13 protein-coding genes are annotated in these 17,258 nt (G+C 61.1%); 10 read left to right on the top strand and 3 right to left on the bottom strand.

The annotated features are described in order from the left end of the window. Window positions 1-645: 645 nt before the first annotated feature. The 7 genes from ACE03M_RS07095 to ACE03M_RS07065 all read left to right on the top strand — a co-directional run bounded on the left by ACE03M_RS07095 (window position 646) and on the right by ACE03M_RS07065 (window position 10,580). Window positions 646-2,283, top strand: coding sequence for an HNH endonuclease signature motif containing protein (locus ACE03M_RS07095; RefSeq protein WP_485933359.1), 1,638 nt, complete (start codon window positions 646-648; stop codon window positions 2,281-2,283). A 177-nt stretch (window positions 2,284-2,460) separates the two neighbouring features. Beyond that, complete coding sequence (ruvA, locus tag ACE03M_RS07090; RefSeq protein ID WP_485933286.1) at window positions 2,461-3,057, top strand: Holliday junction branch migration protein RuvA; 597 nt, start codon at window positions 2,461-2,463, stop codon at window positions 3,055-3,057. 77 nt (window positions 3,058-3,134) lie between these two features. Next, window positions 3,135-4,178, top strand: a complete 1,044-nt coding sequence (gene ruvB, locus ACE03M_RS07085; protein WP_143921914.1) for a Holliday junction branch migration DNA helicase RuvB — start codon at window positions 3,135-3,137, stop codon at window positions 4,176-4,178. Between the two features lie 81 nt (window positions 4,179-4,259). Beyond that, on the top strand, window positions 4,260-4,868 hold the full coding sequence (locus tag ACE03M_RS07080) for a preprotein translocase subunit YajC (RefSeq protein WP_485933285.1): 609 nt from the start codon (window positions 4,260-4,262) through the stop codon (window positions 4,866-4,868). Window positions 4,869-4,901: 33 nt separating this feature from the next. Continuing rightward, window positions 4,902-7,253: a protein translocase subunit SecD gene (gene secD / locus ACE03M_RS07075; RefSeq protein WP_485933284.1), complete on the top strand. Its 2,352-nt coding sequence runs from the start codon at window positions 4,902-4,904 to the stop codon at window positions 7,251-7,253. After that, window positions 7,250-8,266, top strand: a complete 1,017-nt coding sequence (gene secF, locus ACE03M_RS07070) for a protein translocase subunit SecF (RefSeq protein WP_485933283.1) — start codon at window positions 7,250-7,252, stop codon at window positions 8,264-8,266. Before secD ends, secF begins: the two co-directional genes overlap by 4 nt. 16 nt (window positions 8,267-8,282) lie before the next feature. Then, window positions 8,283-10,580, top strand: a complete 2,298-nt coding sequence (locus ACE03M_RS07065; RefSeq protein WP_143921810.1) for a RelA/SpoT family protein — start codon at window positions 8,283-8,285, stop codon at window positions 10,578-10,580. A gap of 30 nt (window positions 10,581-10,610) precedes the next feature. On the opposite strand, the gene ACE03M_RS07060 is transcribed toward ACE03M_RS07065, so the two are convergent. Next, the gene (locus ACE03M_RS07060; RefSeq protein ID WP_260848028.1) at window positions 10,611-11,171 is read right to left on the bottom strand and encodes a hypothetical protein; all 561 of its coding nucleotides are present in this window, start codon (window positions 11,169-11,171) and stop codon (window positions 10,611-10,613) included. 96 nt (window positions 11,172-11,267) lie between these two features. Beyond that, entirely contained in the window at window positions 11,268-12,620 is a 1,353-nt protein-coding gene (locus ACE03M_RS07055; protein WP_485933282.1) for a DUF349 domain-containing protein, read from the bottom strand. Between the two features lie 119 nt (window positions 12,621-12,739). Between ACE03M_RS07055 and ACE03M_RS07050 the strand changes: the two genes are divergently transcribed. Both ACE03M_RS07050 and hisS read left to right on the top strand, forming a co-directional pair. Next, complete coding sequence (locus tag ACE03M_RS07050) at window positions 12,740-13,384, top strand: MBL fold metallo-hydrolase (protein WP_485933281.1); 645 nt, start codon at window positions 12,740-12,742, stop codon at window positions 13,382-13,384. 127 nt (window positions 13,385-13,511) lie between these two features. Further along, the gene (hisS, locus tag ACE03M_RS07045; protein ID WP_485933279.1) at window positions 13,512-14,846 is read left to right on the top strand and encodes a histidine--tRNA ligase; all 1,335 of its coding nucleotides are present in this window, start codon (window positions 13,512-13,514) and stop codon (window positions 14,844-14,846) included. Between the two features lie 83 nt (window positions 14,847-14,929). Here hisS and ACE03M_RS07040 read toward each other — a convergent pair whose 3' ends face one another. Further along, a complete protein-coding gene (locus tag ACE03M_RS07040; RefSeq protein WP_485933277.1) occupies window positions 14,930-15,304 on the bottom strand; it encodes an ArsR/SmtB family transcription factor in 375 nt (124 codons plus the stop codon). A gap of 119 nt (window positions 15,305-15,423) precedes the next feature. On the opposite strand from ACE03M_RS07040, the gene aspS reads away from it, so the two are divergent. Next, on the top strand, window positions 15,424-17,208 hold the full coding sequence (gene aspS, locus ACE03M_RS07035) for an aspartate--tRNA ligase (protein ID WP_485933275.1): 1,785 nt from the start codon (window positions 15,424-15,426) through the stop codon (window positions 17,206-17,208). Window positions 17,209-17,258 lie beyond the last annotated feature (50 nt).

Raw genomic sequence — 17,258 nt, 5'->3', positions numbered from 1 at the left:
TGACCACCGAGCAGAGCGGAGATGACAACCGAGCAGTCCTGTCAGTTTCCGATGTGCAGTGTGCGCAGGTGTCAATCCTTCTTGGCTGAGCATGAATGTCGCTCTAGCCGAATAGAACAACATAGAATACGACGAATCGAATGTAGATAGAATCGAATAAAAGTCTATACAATGCGCATTAGATCTAATACAATGGGACTATACACGCAACAATGTTGTTGACGAACGGATGTACAGACGACGACTCTCACCCCCGACCGGACACCAGGAAAGTGCCATAGGCGCTCACCTGGTACCGCCGCGGGAGAGTCTGCCGAAGGCCCGCAGGAACCTGGCACAGCTGTGGGGGAGTCCGCCGCCGACGAAGATGAATCGTTGTCGATGCCGGAGCCTACATCGTTTCGGGAGCAGCTTGAGGCCGCCGGAATGGACCTGACAGGCAATCCTTTGGCGGAGAAGCTCGATTCGATCGCGGCTGTTCCAGCCACACCCATGGAAAGTTGCGACGACGATTCTGACCGGCACAGCACCGAAGGTGCATATGCCGATGAACAGGTTGCTCCAGTCGATTCTGGAACGCAGAGTGATGGCGGTGGGATCGACCGGTCCCCAACTGCGGACGAAGGTCGATCGACTTCTGTCGTGATGCATCCACTTCTATCGGATGCCGAATGGCGCGACCTCGACCGACTTGCCCCCGAGTTGACCCGCAGCATCGGTAACCTCAGTATCCTCAAAGACGAACTGTTGAGATTCGAACGTCCTCTTGGGCCTGATTACGCGATGACTGTCATCAACGGGATCGAAACCGCCACTCGCATTCTCGAAGCGATGTCTGCTGTCGCTCTGTCGGTCTATGAACGGTGCGGGACTCCCACCGACTATGGAGCGAAGACGACGAAGGCGCTGGTCCAGAACCGGTTGAATCTGACCGGGTATGAAGCCAACCGACGTGCGGAGCTCGCCAAAAATCTCGGCGGCCGCGTGTACATGACTGGTCAGGCCAGAGAACCCGTCAACCCCATCGTTTCCAAGGCCCTGCATTCGGGAGTGCTCTCGGCGGGTCAGGCGACCGCGATCAACGACTGTCTTTCCAAGCTGCCGATCTGGGTTTCATCCAGTGTGCGCGACAAAGTCGAAGCGGACCTTGTGGAAAGGGCCCCACGAGTCCGGGTCTCAGATTTGAAAACGATCTTCGCTACTATTTTGGACTGTATTGATCCCGACGGAGAAGAACCGAAGCTTTCGCGGGATCGTTCGCGCTGTTACGTGACTGTGCGAGCCCGAGATGACGGCGACTGGGATCTCAGAGGCCTCTTGGACTCAGTCTCAGGAGGAATCCTCAACGGACTGCTGGCCTCGCGTATTCTGCCAGGTGACAACTCGGAAAACGCACAGAGCGCACCGGGCTCGACGGAGCCCCTGCAGGCTCACGATGGCGCGCGCACGACTGATGGCACGCGCACGACCGTGAAAGACGAGGGTCCTGCCGAGCCTGAATTCGACATCTTTCGAGCCGTTTTGGCCGGGGACGTCTCGGACGCGCCGTTGCCACATGCTCTGCCAGAGGATCGGCCGGACTGGATTGCCGATTCAGGAGGTTCCGATTCGGCTGTTTCTGGGTTCTCGAGCTTCGGAGTCAGCGAAGACGGAGCGCTGGTCGACACAAGCGGGAGTCAAGGAACAGTGCGCAATCGCATCTACGAACGATTTGCAACAATGATCTCACGCGTCGAGATGGACCGGATAGGGCGAGGTTCGCCATTCGCCTTGGTCGTCACCGCAAAAGCTGAAGACATTGCGACCGGAAAAGGACGATCGACCACAGGTTGCGAAGCCGAATTTCCTCTATCAACGGCGGTCAGCGAAGGATTGAACGGTTCAGTCTTCTTCCACCTGATGTCGGATAAAGCCAAGACGATGGAAATCGCCACCGAAGGTCGATATGCCACGAACAGGCAAGTGGCAGTACTCGCAGCCAGAGATCAAGGCTGCACCTTCCCCGGATGCGATGCACCGCCAGGATGGTGCGACGCGCACCACATTGTGCCTTGGGCTGACGGGGGCAAGACCGACATCAACAACCTCACGTTGGCATGCGGACTGCATCACCACCTGATCGACAAATCGGATTGGTATGCCCGAATGCTCCACGATGGCCGACCAGGATGGATCCCGCCACTGGGCATTGACGTCGAACGGCGTCCGATCCTACACGCCAGGTTCGTCGCGCAGGAGATCATTGACGGACTGTTCGACGGAGCCGAGCTCCCACCGCAGTGATCGCAGAGCTCCCACCGCAGTGGTGGCAGAGCTCCCACCGCTGTGACGCGCTGGTGATGTTTTCCGGACAGACCATTGCGGGGCGGAGCCTTGGTATCGTCGGTATGTCGAGTCAGGTACTCGGGGACTAGCTGATAGCCTGGATTCGTACATGTGTTCCCACTCGAAAGGCAGGCCGTGATCAGTTTCCTCAGCGGTACGGTCCATCGCATCGCAGCTGACCACCTCGTGATTCTCACCTATGGTGTCGGGCGCCGAGTCAACGTCACGCCGGATACCCTTTCAAACACACGTCATGGTGCAGATATCGAACTCGTGACCACCCTGGTTGTGCGTGAAGATTCCATGACTCTCTTCGGCTTCGATACAGAAGATGAGAATCACACCTTCGACGTGCTGTTGTCGATCTCCGGAATCGGTCCCCGCCTGGCCATGGCAATTCTGTCGGTGATGGGGCCGGGCGAACTGGCAGCCGCGATCTCGAATCAGGATGCCAACGCGCTGACCCGCGTGCCAGGGATCGGCAAAAAGGGCGCCTCCCGAATCATCCTCGAACTCGAGAACAAACTGCCGAAGCTCTCCGTGTCCCAGCCAGGGCCGCAGCTGTCGTTCGGCGGTGCGAATCAGCAGGTCGTCGACGCTTTGGTCGGTCTTGGCTGGAAAGAAGCACAGGCCGCTGACGTCGTGCAGGAAGTGATCAATGATCTCGGCCAGAATGCGGGCACCTCGGAGCTGCTGAAGGCTTCGCTCAAGGTTCTGGGTGCTAGGAAGTGACCAGCTCCTATGACGGTGGAAACAGCTCTTACGGCGGTGGAAACAACTCCTACGGCGGTGGTGACACCTCCTACGAAATGGAATTCGGTGATCAGGAACTGACCGGCGCCGAAGAGGAGCGTTTGGTCTCAGGCCGCGCGGAGACCGCCGAGCGCGATGCGGAAGCAGCACTTCGTCCCAAAGGACTGCAGGACTTCATCGGCCAACCTCAGGTCCGCGAACAGCTGTCCCTCGTGCTCGATGCTGCGAAAGCACGGAACAGAGCCCCCGACCACGTGCTGCTCTCGGGGCCTCCCGGCCTGGGGAAGACGACGCTGGCAATGATCATCGCGCATGAGATGCAGACGAGTCTGCGGGTCACTTCCGGGCCGGCAGTTCAGCATGCAGGAGATCTCGCAGCGATCCTCTCTTCACTGGAGGAAGGCGAAGTCCTCTTCATCGACGAAATCCACCGGATGGCTCGCGCCGCAGAAGAGATGCTCTATGTCGCGATGGAAGACTTCCGTGTCGATGTCATCGTCGGCAAGGGCCCCGGCGCCACAGCGATTCCGCTCGACCTGCCCCAGTTCACCATGGTCGGGGCCACGACTCGTTCCGGTCTGCTGCCCGCACCTCTGCGTGACCGGTTCGGATTCACCGGACTCTTAGACTTCTACTCAAGCGATGATCTCCTGACCGTGCTGAAGCGGTCAGCTCACATGCTCGGAATCGAAGCAGATCTTGCAGGTCTGACGGAGATCTCAACCCGGTCTCGCGGCACTCCTCGAGTTGCCAACCGCCTCCTGCGAAGGGTCAGAGACTGGGCGCAGGTGCGCGGAACCGGCATCATCGATGAGGCCGCAGCGCTCACGGCGCTCAAGGTCTACGAGGTCGACGAACTTGGACTGGATCGTCTTGACCGTTCCGTGCTGCAAGTTCTGTGCAAACGTTTCGCCGGGGGGCCGGTTGGCCTTGGAACCATCGCTGTTTCCGTCGGAGAAGAGGCCGACACCGTGGAAACCGTATCGGAACCCTACCTTGTGCGAGAAGGGCTCATAAGCCGCACTCCACGCGGTCGAGTTGCGACGTCAGCAGCTTGGAAACATCTCGGGATGCAGATCCCAGCAAACTATGAGTTCTGATCCCGGCAATTGAGTTCGCCTTGAGTACTGAGTACGAACTAAGGTAGTGGACTGGTTCATTCTTATGAAAGGTAGATACCTGTGGATTTATTGATCCCTCTCGCGCTTGCAGCGTTGCTTATTTTTTTCCTGTTCAATTCTCGGCGTAAACAGAAAGCGCGTGCAGAGCAGATCAAGACGGGACTCGTCCCCGGGGCTACCGTGATGACGACGTTCGGTGTGTTCGGAACGGTTCTGTCCATCGACGATGAAAACAACCAGGTCACCCTCGAGTCAGGCCCCGGCACCGTCCTCCGCGTTCACCGTCAGGCAATCGGCCAGATCAACAACCCTGAAACCGAAGGTGCTGCCGCCGGCGGCGCTGTTGCAGGATCTGCCGACGTTGCCGACGACGCTGAGAGCAGGGATACCCCGGCGATCACCGACGCAGAACTCGACGCCATGAATGAGCGTAAGCGCGCCGAGAACACCGATAATGATGCGGATCTTCCAGCAGACGATCTCGTTGACTCCGACACCGGACTGAACACGGATGCTGATCAGCCCAAGGCCGATGACGCAGACTCCGTCACCGGCGACGATGCTCCCGGGTCTGAGCGTGCCGAGGACGTCGTGGATGCTTCCGGTGACACTGATGCTGACGCATCCGGCACCGATTCTTCCGATCCTGAGAACAACAAGAAGAACTGACTTCGCTCACTGCACTCAATCGAAAGCTGAAACGTGTCCGATATTGAAGAAAAGCCACGTCCTGGTTTGCGCTTCGTGTGGCTGTCGATCATCGCTGCACTGCTCCTCGGCATCATTGCCGGCGGTGTCGTATGGTCAGATGCCACGACCACTCCGAAGCTCGCACTCGACCTCGAGGGCGGAACCTCGATCATCCTGGAGCCCCAGGTTTCAGAGGACACGGACATCAGCAAAGAGCAGCTTGATCAAGCCGTGTCGATCATTCGACAGCGTGTGGACTCGACAGGTGTCTCCGAAGCCGAGATCACGACCCAAGGCGATCGCAACATCATTGTGAACCTGCCGGGCAACCCGGACGAGGAGACACGTAACCTGGTCCGTTCTTCCGCGCAGCTCGTCTTCCGTCGAGTCGCACTCGTCGGTGACCCTCGTTCCCAGGAGGATATCCAGAAGGAACAGGAGAAGAGCGGCGGGGGAGAGCAGCAGGACCCCTCTGAAGGACTCACAGACGAGGAGAAGAAGCGACTCGAAGATCTCACCGGTGGCGGTGCCGGTGCACAGGCAGATGCTGGTGCACAGGGCGACGGCAGCGGTCAGGGCGGAGCTGGAGCACCGGGCCAGGACAGCGGGAATGCACCTGCCGGTGGCGGCGAAGTTGCCAAGGCCGGTGGCGGCGAAGTTGCCAAGGCCGGTGGCGGCGATGTCGCCAGGGCCGGTGGCAGCGTTCCAGGACCGGCAGGCAAGGACGCTGAGAAATCCGGGGAGAAGAGCGGCGAACAGGCGGCCGAAGCGAGCGGGTCCGGCAAGGGCGACGACACGAAGGTCACTGATTCGACGCCGAGACCGCTCTTCGACCCCGAGAAGGACGTCGACAAGTGGCAGACCGAGTCCATCATCAAGAAGTACTCGGAGCTCGACTGCACTGATCCGAAGAATCGGACCGGTGGACAGCAGCAGCCAGCCGATGAACCGGTCGTCGCCTGCGGTAAGGACGGAGAGGCCAAGTACATTCTCGGCCCCGTCGAACTCTCGGGCGAGCATCTCGAAGACGCCAACTTCGGCTATGCGGCCGGCGCCAACGGAGTGCAGACCAACCAGCCTGCAGTGAACCTCAAGTTCGACGGCGTCGGGCGTGAGATCTTCAAGCAGATCACCTCGGACATCACCGGGAAGCAGCAGCCGTACAACCAGTTCGCCATCGCTCTTGACGGCAACGTGCTTTCGGCACCGACATCGAACGCAGCGATCACTGACGGCAATGCTGAGATCTCGGGCAACTTCACTCTTGACGAGGCACAGACCCTGGCCGACCAGCTCAAGAACGGCTCTCTGCCGTTGAGCTTCCAGGTCCAGAGCGAGGATCAGATTTCGCCGACGTTGGGTACCAACTACCTCAATATCGGCCTGCTCACCGGTCTCGTCGGACTCATCCTCGTCGTCATCTATTCGCTCCTGCAATACCGAGTGCTCGGTCTGGTCACGGTCTCAAGCCTCGTCGTCGCCGGCGTGCTGACGTATCTCCTGCTGCTTCTGGCTTCGTGGAGATACGGCTATCGACTGTCTCTGGCAGGTGTCGCCGGTATCATCATCGGCATCGGCATGGCGGCGGACTCGTTCATCGTCTACTTCGAACGAGTCAGAGACGAATTGCGCAGCGGCAGAAATCTGCTCTCGGCGGTCGAAGTCGGTTGGGATCGTGCCAAACGCACCATCTGGGCTTCCAAGGCCGTGAACATGCTTGCCGCGGTCATCCTCTACATCCTGGCTGTCGGTTCTGTGCGCGGGTTCGCCTTCACCCTGGGCCTGACTGTGATCATCGACGTGCTCATCGTCTTCCTGTTCACGCACCCCATGTTGGAAGTGCTCGCACGCACCAAGTTCTTCGGTCAGGGCCATCCGATGTCCGGTATGGATCCGAGGCTGTTGGGTGTCAAGCCCGCTGCCTATCGTGGCGCGCTCAACCTCAGCATCGACGACGACGAGAAGTCGCCGGAGGCACGCAGACGGGAGAAGGCTCGAACCCGGAAGGCAGGAATGTCCTCCGACCCCGAGGCGGATTCGGTCGAGGAGTCGACTGTCGAGTCGACAACTTCGACGTCTGGATCTTCGTCTGCATCGTCGAAGGTCGATGCCGGATCCGAGTCATCCAGCCAGTCTCGTGGCACGACGACGACCAAACGGTCAACGAAGTCTCGGTCCACCGATTCCGACGAGGCCTCTGATTCCACAGAGCCAGTCGATGTCGCGACCGAGACGAAGTCGAAGAAGAAGACCGCGTCGTCGACGAAATCGGCACGAACCGGTAGCACGATCGCAGAGCGGAAGGCGGCTGAGAAGAAGGCCGCCGAAGATTCTGCCGACAATGGCAAGGAGGCAGACAAGTGAAACGGTTCTTTGCCTGGGGCAACCGGCTCCACAACGGTGAGTCATCGATTCCCTTCGTCGGGAAGGCCAAACTCTGGCTGCTGATCTCCGGCGGTCTGGTTCTTCTGTCACTGCTCGTCCCATTGATCGCAGGATTCAACTTCGGTATTGCCTTCAAGGGCGGATCGCAGTTCCAGGTCGACCACGTCTCGGACACTGCGCCGGCTAAGGGCGAAGACATCGTCGCCGGGGTCGTGGGCAATTCCGAACCACGTCTGAGTCCTACGGGCGATACAGCTGTGAAGATCGAGACGAACCAGCTCAGCGATGACGAGATGCAGGAAGTCCGTGACGCTCTTGTGAGCGGATACGACGTCAAGGCAGAAGACGTCACATCCACGTTCGTCGGCCCCGAGTGGGGCCAGGACGTGACCGAGAAGATGATTCGCGCTCTCGTCATCTTCGTCGGCATCGCCATGATCGTGATGGCGCTGTACTTCCGTACTTGGAAGATGTCTCTGGCAGCGATCGTCGGACTGCTGGTCGTCATGATCATCACGACGGGCATCTATTCCGCGACAGGATTCGAAATCACTCCTGAGGCGGTGATCGGCTTCCTGACGGTCCTGAGCTTCTCGCTCTACGACACTGTGGTGGTCTTCGATAAGATCAGAGAGAATACGACTCGGTTCAAGGACAAACGCAATCTGAAATTCTCTGAGTTGGTCAACCTCGGCGTCAATCAGACAACGGTTCGTTCGATCAATACCTCCGTCGTGTCGGTGCTCCCGATCGCATCGATTCTCTTCATCGGTGTATTCCTGCTCGGCGCGGGAACTCTGGTCGACATCTCACTGTCGCTGTTCATCGGTACGATTGTGGCAGCAGCTTCGACGTTGTTCGTCGCCAGCCCCCTCTATGCCCTCCTGCGGGCAAATGAACCCGCAGTCAAGGAGCAGGAAGAGGCTGTGCGTGAACTACGCTTGAAGAATGGAGCAGAAGATGTTCCGCCGGTGATTCACGCCGAGGTCTGAGCAGAAAGGGGATGTCATGGCTTCTTCCGCCGATTCGCGCCGTCCGCGAGGCATCTCCCGCTTAGCATGGTGGGCGGCCAGGGCGCAGAACAACCCTGGCTACCCACGTGTCCTCGGTCCGATGATCAGGGCTCTGCAGTCCAATCACCCGAAAGCCGACATCGATCTGGTGGTCCGGGCCTATAAGGTCGCAGAACAGGCTCACCGTGGTCAGACCCGCAGGTCGGGTGATGACTACATCACGCACCCCGTGGCCGTGGCCACGATCTTGGCTGAGATCGGCATGCTGCCGGTCACCCTCGCCGCCGCGCTGCTTCACGACACCGTCGAAGACACCTCCTACTCTTTGAAGGAACTCACCGAGGAGTTCGGTCCCGAAGTCTCCGCGATGGTCGACGGGGTGACGAAGCTCGACAAACTCACCTACGGCCAGGCCGCGCAGTCGGAGACCGTGCGGAAGATGATCGTGGCCATGGCCAAGGACATCCGTGTCCTCGTCATCAAACTTGCAGACCGTCTTCACAACGCCCGCACCTGGCGTTTCGTACCCGCCTCATCGAGTACGAAGAAGGCTCGTGAGACCCTCGAGATCTATGCCCCATTGGCTCACCGCCTCGGCATGAACACGATCAAGTGGGAACTCGAGGACCTGTCCTTCCAGGTTCTCCACCCGAAGGTCTACGACGAAGTGGTGAGACTCGTCGCCGATAGGGCACCCCAACGTGAGAAGTATCTGGCCACGGTCTCCAGCGAACTCCAATCGGAGCTCGGGCAGTCAAACATCGAAGCCGCGATCACAGGGCGACCGAAGCACTATTACTCGATCTATCAGAAGATGGTCGTCGGCGGTCACGAATTCGCCGACATCTATGACCTCGTCGGGGTTCGCGTCCTCGTCGAGACCGTTCGCGAGTGCTACGCCACGCTGGGGATCGTCCATGCCCGGTGGAATCCTGTCCCCGGCCGATTCAAAGACTACATCGCGATGCCGAAGTACAACATGTACCAGAGCCTGCATACGACGGTGATCGGACCGAACGGGAAACCCGTGGAGATCCAGATCCGAACCCACGAAATGGACCGACGCGCAGAATTCGGCGTCGCCGCCCACTGGAAGTACAAGGATCGCCGCAACGCGTCGAAGGCCGCTACGTCGAATACCGCACGGTCGGTCAAAGTCTCAGATGACGGCGAAGTTGATGACGCAGCATGGCTGCGTCAGCTGCTGGAATGGCAGCGCGAGGTCAGCGACCCCGATGAGTTCCTCGACAACCTCCGTTATGAAGTGAATTCGAAAGAGGTCTACGTCTTCACTCCCAAGGGTGACGTGATGAGTCTGCCGGCAGGGGCGACTCCCGTCGACTTCTCGTATGCGGTTCACACCGAGGTCGGGCACAAGACCATGGGCGCCCGGGTCAATGGTCGTCTCGTCGCGCTCGACACCGAGCTGAAGAACGGCGACTCGGTCGAAGTCTTCACCTCGAAAGATGAGAACGCAGGCCCCAGCCGTGACTGGTTGGGCTTCGTCAAGAGCCCTCGCGCACGCAGCAAGATCCGTCAATGGTTCTCCAAGGAACGCCGCGAAGAGGCGATCGAGAACGGTCGCGAGCAGCTGGCTCGGGCAATGCGTCGTCACACGCTCTCCGCCTCGGCGCTGATGAGTCAGGAAGCGCTGCAGGTTGTCGCCACTGAGCTGCGCCTGCCCGATGTCACCGCGCTCTACGCTGCGATCGGCAACGGCGTGAGCTCGGCCGCCCACGTCGTTGATCTGCTGGCAAAAGAAGTTGGAGACGACAACGAAGAGACGGTTCTGCCACCGTCACCGCGCAATCGCACTGGTCAGTCCTCGGGCCATCATTCCTCGTCCGGGGGAGTCACAGTCAAAGGCGTCGACGACGTCCTGGTGAAACTCGCCCGCTGCTGCACGCCGGTGCCAGGTGATGAGATCCTTGGTTTCGTCACGCGTGGTTCGGGAGTCTCCGTTCACCGTGTGGACTGCCCCAACATCGCGTCCCTCGAGCGGGAGCCTGAGCGGATGGTCGATGTCTCCTGGGGCGAGACGACCAGCGGAATCTACCTCGTTCAGATCCAGGTCGAGGCCTTGGACCGCTCAGGTCTGCTCTCGGACATCACGAAGGTCCTCACCGAGACTCACGTCAACATCCTGTCCGCCTCGGTTGCCACGTCACGGGCTCGAGTTGCCCAGTCGAAGTTCGTCTTCGAGATGAGCGACGCCAGCCATCTCGATACCGTACTCTCGGCAGTTCGCAAGGTCGAAGGGGTCTTCGACGTCTACCGCATCGCCGGGGGCTGAGGGCGACCGGATTCAGACTGCCGCACTGGTTCAGCGTCTATCGCGGTCTGATGCGGCACAGGTCCGCTCGAAGACGGTTCGCATGTGGGCGACATATGGCCTGCGGGACATCTCCGCCAGATACATGCGGAACCGTTGTCTGGCTCTTGCGGGAAGTTCGTCGATGAGGTTCTTCACGACCTGGGCCGAACGTTCATCGGGGGTGCGCAGGTGGGGGACCAGCAGGTCGTAGAGCGTTCTGTCCTCCGTGGTGATGGGCAGATCGCTGATCAGTTCCCATTCGTTCCGCGCAATGGTGAGTTCATGGACGACGACGTCGCAGCTGTCGACGTAGCGCCGCCTCGGATAGGTGATGAACGTCAGCGGACTCGGAGCTCTGCCAAGGCCGGTGTGAACCCACCACGCGATGTCATGGGAGAGCACAAGGCGAGGTGGGATCTGCGCCCGCAGCGCCGCCATGCGGTCCTCTGAGCTGAGCACAGCGCCCTTGCGGACCCATGTGGACTCGGTCAGCCGCGTCAGCAGTCCGTCCAGCGTCAGTTCGGTGAGGTGCTCATAGCTGTAGTCGCGTAGATGAAACATCGCCTCCATACAGCAACTATTGCGCTGTATGGAGGCGTGTTCAAGACCGAAGATCCGATCTGTGGATAACCCGCGACTCATGGTCGCCAGGCTGTGGAAGCCCCATCAGCCCAGTTCGGCAGCTGTCTGAGACAGCTGGTCTCGCCAGGCCCGACGTGCGTCGAGTGCCGACTGTGCTTCAGCGACGGCCTTCTCGTCGCCACCGGCTTTCGCCTTCTCGTACTTCTGTTCCAGTTCGGCGATCGAGTCGTCGAGCTGGCTCAGCGCACCGGACGTGCGTGCTTTGGTCTCCGGGTTGCTGCGCTTCCATTCGGCGTTCTCGGCATCGGAGAGGGCGCGTTCGACATCACGCAGCCCGTTCTCCATGCGGGACACGTCGGCCCGAGGCACCTTGCCGGCAGCCTCCCACTCGTCCTGAATGACGCGCAGTTCCTTCTTCGCCACGGCAATATCACCGATCGGCAGCAGACCCTGCGCCCTGGCCAAGATCTCCTCTTTGGCCTCAAGGTTGCCCTTGTACTCCTCGTCGACGGCAGCATTCTCTGCATCTCGAGCTGCGAAGAAGACGTCCTGGGCGGCGCGGAAGCGCGCCCAGAGAGCATCATCGTCCTTGCGCGAGGCACGCGGAGCTTTCTTCCACTGGTTCATGAGGTCTTTGTACTTCTGCGACACATTGCGGAAGTCGGTCGAGTCGGACAGCGATTCCGCCTCGGCAACGAGCTTCTCCTTGATCCGCTTGCCTTCGGAATTCTGCTTGTCGAGCTCTGCAAAGAATTCCTTGCGCTTGTGCTCGAACGTGTTCCGAGCCTGCGAGAAGCGGCCCCACAGCTCCTGGTCCACGGCACGCGGCAGTCTGGGACCGCTGCGCTGCATGTCCTTCCACTGACCGAAGAGCTCACGCAGACGTGCCCCGGACTGCTTCCACTGGATCTTCGCGGGATCGCGCTTGGCCAGCGATTCAGCCTCGGCGACGATCTCTTCGCGTTCCTGTGCGGCCTCGAGCTTGGCTGCTTCCGCACGGGCAGCCTGCTTCGACTCGGTGGCCTGCGCATCCGAGATCAGGGTATCCAAGGTGGCAGAGAGGCCCTTGAGATCGCCGACGACATTGGCCTCCGGCAGGGTCTCCTGCAGGGTCTTCGCAGCAGAGGACACTTCGCGACCGGGAGCACCGGCGGACAGACGATTGCGGAGAAGTGCTGCGTTCTCCACCAGGTCGACGTACTTCTTTGCGAAGTACTCCAAGGCTTCCTCAGGGCCGGCATCGGGATACTGCCCGACCGCACGCTCGCCGTCGGCAGTGACGACGAAGACATTGCCTTCCTGGTCAGCGCGACCGTGCTCGATTGCGCGCCGGACTTCCGCATCATGATCAACGGTAGTCCCGGTCACGGTCTGAGCCGCCTGTGGACGGGGCAGAGAGGACGGGCGCGGGACCGGCTTCGGGGTCGGGGTCGACATGATTCTCACCTTGTTTCCATCGGTCGAACCTGCGGGACTCTGTGCCTGCAGATCACTCGATTTCCTGATTGACGTTATCCCAGCATAACCAAGCCCCATGCTCTGGATAGACTTTGAGCATGGATGTATTTGTGACCCGCGCCGAATTTCTCGAAGTCAACTGCTACGCCGTGCGTGCCGAAGGCCACGACGATGCCATCTTCGTCGACTCAGGTTTCGACTGTGCACCCGGTCTCGACGAGATCGTGGACGAAGAGAATCTGGTGCCTCGGGCCATCTTCCTCACCCACGGTCACCCCGACCACATCCTCGGACTGACCAACGTCCTGTCCCGCTGGAATGTGCCCGTCTACCTGGGCGATACCGACCGTTATCGCTTGGACAAGCCCGCCGAGACTCTCAGCCCTCAGTTCGCCCAGATGCTCGAACCCCTCGTCAAGGATTGGTCAGCGCCCGAGGTCAACGCGCTGATCGACGCGCAGACGGTGGAGGTCGCAGGGTTGACGATCACTGCTGTGGCCGCACCCGGACACACGGAAGGTTCAACTCTGCTGCGGGTGCAGGCCGACGGTGAGGAGATCATCTTCACCGGCGATGTGGTCTTCGCCGGAGCGATCGGACGCGTCGACCTCCCAGGGGGAGACGCCTCGGCGATGGCAGAATCACTGCGAGCCTTCGCGACGCTGCCCGACGTTCCCATCTATCCTGGACACGGTCCAGGCTCCCGAGTCGGCCACGAGCTGGCGACGAACCCGTTCTTCTAGAGACGAATCGGTTCTTCCAGAGACGAATCGGTTCCGAGCGAGACGAACCGACCAACACCCACCAGGTACGACAACACCCACCAGGTACGACAACACCCACCAGAGACGAAGAGCACCAAGGAGAACAATGGCGAAGTCAGCCCGACTGTCCGGTTTCCCGGAACGACTTCCAGCAGAGCGCGTAATCGAGAGGTCGATCATCGACGTCCTCGAACACACCTTCGCGCTGCATGGATACTCGGCACTCAACCACCGTGCAGTCGAGCCGATCAGCCAGCTCGCCAAGGACGGAGAGATCGACAAAGAGATCTTCGCTGTCAGCCGCCTGCACTCCGAGGGCGCCGAGCGCAATCCGCTGGGGCTGCACTTCGACCTCACTGTGCCTCTGGCGCGGTTCATCGCCGACAATGCGAACGAACTCTCCTTCCCGTTCAAAGCCGCTCGAATCCAGCCGGTGTGGCGCGGTGAACGCCCCCAACAGGGCCGGTACCGCGAGTTCATCCAGGCCGATATCGACGTCGTCGCCGAGGCGGAGCTGCCCGGACACTTCGAAGTTGAGATTCCACTCGCCGTCGCCGACGCCTTCAGCCGGCTGGCCCCACTGGGCGTGCCCGGGGTCAAGATCGTGGTCAACGATCGCAGGCTCCTCGAAGGGTTCGCGCGTGGCATCGGACTCACCAACATCCAGGCCGTCCTGCGCTGCCTCGACAAGTACGACAAGATCGGTCCCGCCGAGGTGGGCAAACTGTTGGCTGCGGAAGCCGAGGCCGACGAGCAGCAGCAGCGACTGTGCCTCGCACTGGCCGCGATCGAATCGGATTCGCCGGACTTCGCGGACGACGTGCGTGCGCTCGGCGTCGAACACCCCCTGCTCGACGAGGGTCTCGACTCTCTGACGACGATGCTTCGCGCCGCCCACGAGCGAGCACCCGGCGTCGTTGTGGCGCAGCTGAAGATCGCACGTGGACTCGACTATTACACAGGAGCCGTCTACGAGACGCAGCTGATCGGACACGAAGAACTCGGATCGGTGGCCTCAGGCGGTCGCTACGATTCGCTCGTGACTGTGGGTAAGAAGAGCTACCCCGGTGTTGGGATGTCGATCGGCGTCTCGCGGCTCATGGCCTTCGTCCTCGATGCCGACAGCGGCATCAAGGCCACGCGTGGAACACCGTCGGCTGTGGTCGTCGCTGTGACGGATGAGGACAAGCGCGGTGAAGCCGATGCGGTTGCCACCGCTCTGCGTGCCCGTGACATCGCCTGTGAGGTCTCACCGAGTGCTGCGAAGTTCGGAAAGCAGATTCGCTACGCCGAACGTCGGGGTATCCCCTTCGTGTGGTTCACCGAAGGTGAGAGTGGTCACGAAATCAAGGACATCCGCTCCGGGGAGCAGGCTCCGGCGAACCCGCAGACATGGGAGCCTGTCGCTGCCGACCGTAAGCCACGGGTGTACCGGGACTGAGATCGTTCAGACCGAATCCTGACTGAGCCCAGGTGTGAAGCCTCTATCCTGCCTGGGCCCAGGTGTGAAGCCGCTGCCCAGTGTCAGGAGCCGCTCGCGGGCGGGTCGGGTGCCAACGATCCGTCGGGGGCGATGTGATCGAAGATCTCGCGCACCATTGAGACCACGTGCGGATCGTCGACGGTGTAGAAGATCCGACGCCCGTCCCGGCGAGACGAGATCAGGCCCGCCAATCTCATCTTCGCCAGATGCTGACTCACGGTGGGTACAGCCGCACCGATCGCCTCGGCGAGGGAAGAGACATCGAGCTCCTGATTGACCAACGTCCAGACCAGACGGAGGCGAGTCCCGGAGGCGAGCATGCGAAAGGTCTCCGCGGCCACCTCGACCTGCGCGGAGGTGGGGTCGGTTCCCACATCCGAGCCGAGATCCTCCGTGCCCGTGCCACTTGTGCTCATGTGATCCTCTTCCTCGTCGCCCGCGGCAGATGACCTGCAGTGGGCCATGCCGGTATTCCACTGGCGAGCGACTATCATTGTTCACGCGCTGCCACATAAACATCGTAAAGGAGCCCTAGGTGCTGCGAAGCCACAAAACCGGAAGCCTGCGAGCCTCACACGCAGGACAGACCGTCACCCTGACCGGGTGGGTCGACCGTCGTCGCGATCACGGAGGTGTCGCCTTCATCGATCTGCGTGACGCTTCGGGCATCGTCCAGGTCGTCGTCCGTGAGGACGATGCGCACTCGCTGCGCAACGAATCCGTCGTCAAGGTCACCGGCACCGTGTCCCTGCGTCCCGAGGGCAACACCAACGCCAACCTGCCCACTGGTGACATCGAGGTCATCGACACGAACGTCGAGATCCTCAGCCTCGCCGAGGCGCTGCCCTTCCAGGTCTCCGACCACGCCGAAGACGCCGGCACCGTCGGCGAGGAGACCCGCCTGCGCTACCGGTACCTCGACCTGCGTCGGTCCGGTCCGGCTTCCACCATGCGTCTGCGATCGGCCGCGAACAAGGCAGCCCGCACTGTCCTCGACGAGCAGGAATTCCTCGAGATCGAGACCCCGACCCTGACCCGGTCCACCCCTGAAGGCGCCCGCGACTTCCTCGTCCCCGCACGCCTGCAGCCCGGTTCCTGGTACGCCCTGCCGCAGTCACCGCAGCTGTTCAAGCAGCTTCTGCAGGTCGCCGGCATGGAACGCTACTACCAGCTGGCACGCTGCTACCGTGACGAGGATTTCCGCGCGGACCGTCAGCCCGAGTTCACCCAGCTCGACATCGAAGCCTCCTTCGTCGAGCAGGAGGACATCATCGAGCTTGCCGAGAAGATCCTCGTGGCTCTGTGGAAGCTCATCGGACACGAGATCACTACGCCGATCCCGCACATCACCTACGCCGAGGCGATGGAGAGGTACGGCAGCGACAAGCCCGACCTTCGCTTCGAGCTCGAACTGCACAACCTCACCGAATTCTTCCAGGACACCCCGTTCCGGGTCTTCCAGTCCGACTACGTCGGCTCGGTTGTCTACCCCGGCGGCGGCTCACTGCCTCGTCGTCAGCTCGCCGCCTGGCAGGACTGGGCCAAGCAGCGCGGCGCCAAGGGCCTGGCCTACGTGCTCGTGGCCGAAGACGGCACCCTGACCGGTCCCGTGGCCAAGAACATCTCCGATGAGGAGAAGGCAGGCCTCGTCGACGCCGCAGGAGCCACCCCCGGTGACGCGATCTTCTTCGCCGCCGGTGACCCTGCGAGCTCACGTGCTCTCCTGGGCGCCGCCCGCAACGAGATCGCCGAACGCACAGGACTCATCAAAGAAGGCGACTGGGCCTTCGTGTGGGTCGTCGATGCACCGCTCTTCGAATCCGCAGCAGCGGCTCAGGCCGCAGGCGACGTCGCTGTCGGTGAAGGATCATGGACCGCTGTCCACCACGCCTTCACCGCTCCGAAGCCGGAATTCCTCGACACCCTGGAATCCGACCCGGGTGCTGCCCTGGCCTACGCCTACGACATCGTCTGCAACGGAAACGAGATCGGCGGAGGTTCGATCCGCATCCACCGCAAGGACGTCCAGGAACGGGTGTTCAAGATCATGGGCATCTCCGAGGAAGACGCACAGGAGAAGTTCGGCTTCCTCCTCGAAGCCTTCAAGTTCGGCGCACCCCCGCACGGAGGCATCGCCTTCGGCTGGGACCGCATCGTGTCCCTGCTCGCCGGGGTCGACTCGATCCGCGAAGTCATCGCCTTCCCGAAGACGGGTGCCGGATACGATCCGCTCACCCAGGCTCCCGCACCGATCACCGACGCACAGCGTGCCGAGGCCGGCGTGGACTTCGAACCGGAAGACGACGACGCCGAGGCCTGATGACCAACGGTCCTGACCTCTTCTCCTCCGACAGCCCGGACCAGGGATCG

Source organism: Brevibacterium sp. AGC70 (genome assembly GCF_057334195.1).
The sequence above is the reverse complement of the archived record's forward strand: the minus strand, read 5'-3'. Positions and strand labels throughout refer to the sequence as shown.